1 protein-coding gene and 1 pseudogene are annotated in these 819 nt (G+C 31.3%); both read left to right on the forward strand.

Annotated elements, in window-relative coordinates:
• Positions 1 to 423, forward strand: a 423-nt coding sequence (locus A5870_RS16190) for a hypothetical protein (protein ID WP_176277854.1), incomplete at its 5' end; no start/stop codon positions are given.
• A 25-nt stretch (positions 424 to 448) separates the two neighbouring features.
• Positions 449 to 819: pseudogene (locus tag A5870_RS17490) on the forward strand (hypothetical protein); the annotation flags it as partial.

The following is an 819-nucleotide window of genomic DNA, read 5'->3' on the forward strand; positions in this document are numbered from 1 at the left end:
CAAATAAGTCATGCTCGAATATATAAAATTAACAAATCAAGCGATGAAGTAACTAATATTGAAAATGTCCCAGGGAGTTTGAATACATATGCAAAAAATCTAATTGATGAGAACTTATCAAGAGACAATAGGAGAGAATTTATATTTACTCGAGAAAATGTCGAACCAAAAATTTTAATAGAAAAATTAAGATGTGCTATAATTGATGGGAATTTAGAAGAAGTGTTTGAAGACGTTTGTGATGAATTGTCAGAAAAATTAATTGAGTCTCAAAAAAGATATTCTGAAAGATATGCTATGGTAAACTTGAAAGAAGGTAATGTGATTTTTTATATAGAAAATGATTCCTTTTTAATTTCAAAAGTTGATCATATGGGGTACTTAAATGGGTTGACATATAATCTGTCTCTTATACACATCTAGATGTGTATAAGAGACAGGGAATATTGTGAGTCATAATAAAGAGATTAAATACTCTTTATATAAGGATCTGATAAAGAATCTAAAGAAATACGTGAAACAACTTAATGAAGCTTTTAAGAAAATACTAATTGGTGAAATAGCAGATGAGAAACTTTTCGATATGACAAATGATTTCGAAGCATATATAGGGAATCATTATAGTAATATAAACCTACCCAACGCTACTAAATTATTGACGTCTTTATCAGCGATGACAGTATTAAATACCGATTCCACTAAAAAAATGATGGAGACAATCAGTCCGGCATTATCCGCTCAACGAGCAGTCATGAAAAACGTTGATACTGAGGGGTTCAGACGAGCGACCGAGGGAATGAAGCAGTCTCTATCAGCGAT

This window comes from Enterococcus sp. 2G9_DIV0600 (assembly GCF_002140615.1).
Lineage (GTDB): Bacteria > Bacillota > Bacilli > Lactobacillales > Enterococcaceae > Enterococcus_D > Enterococcus_D innesii.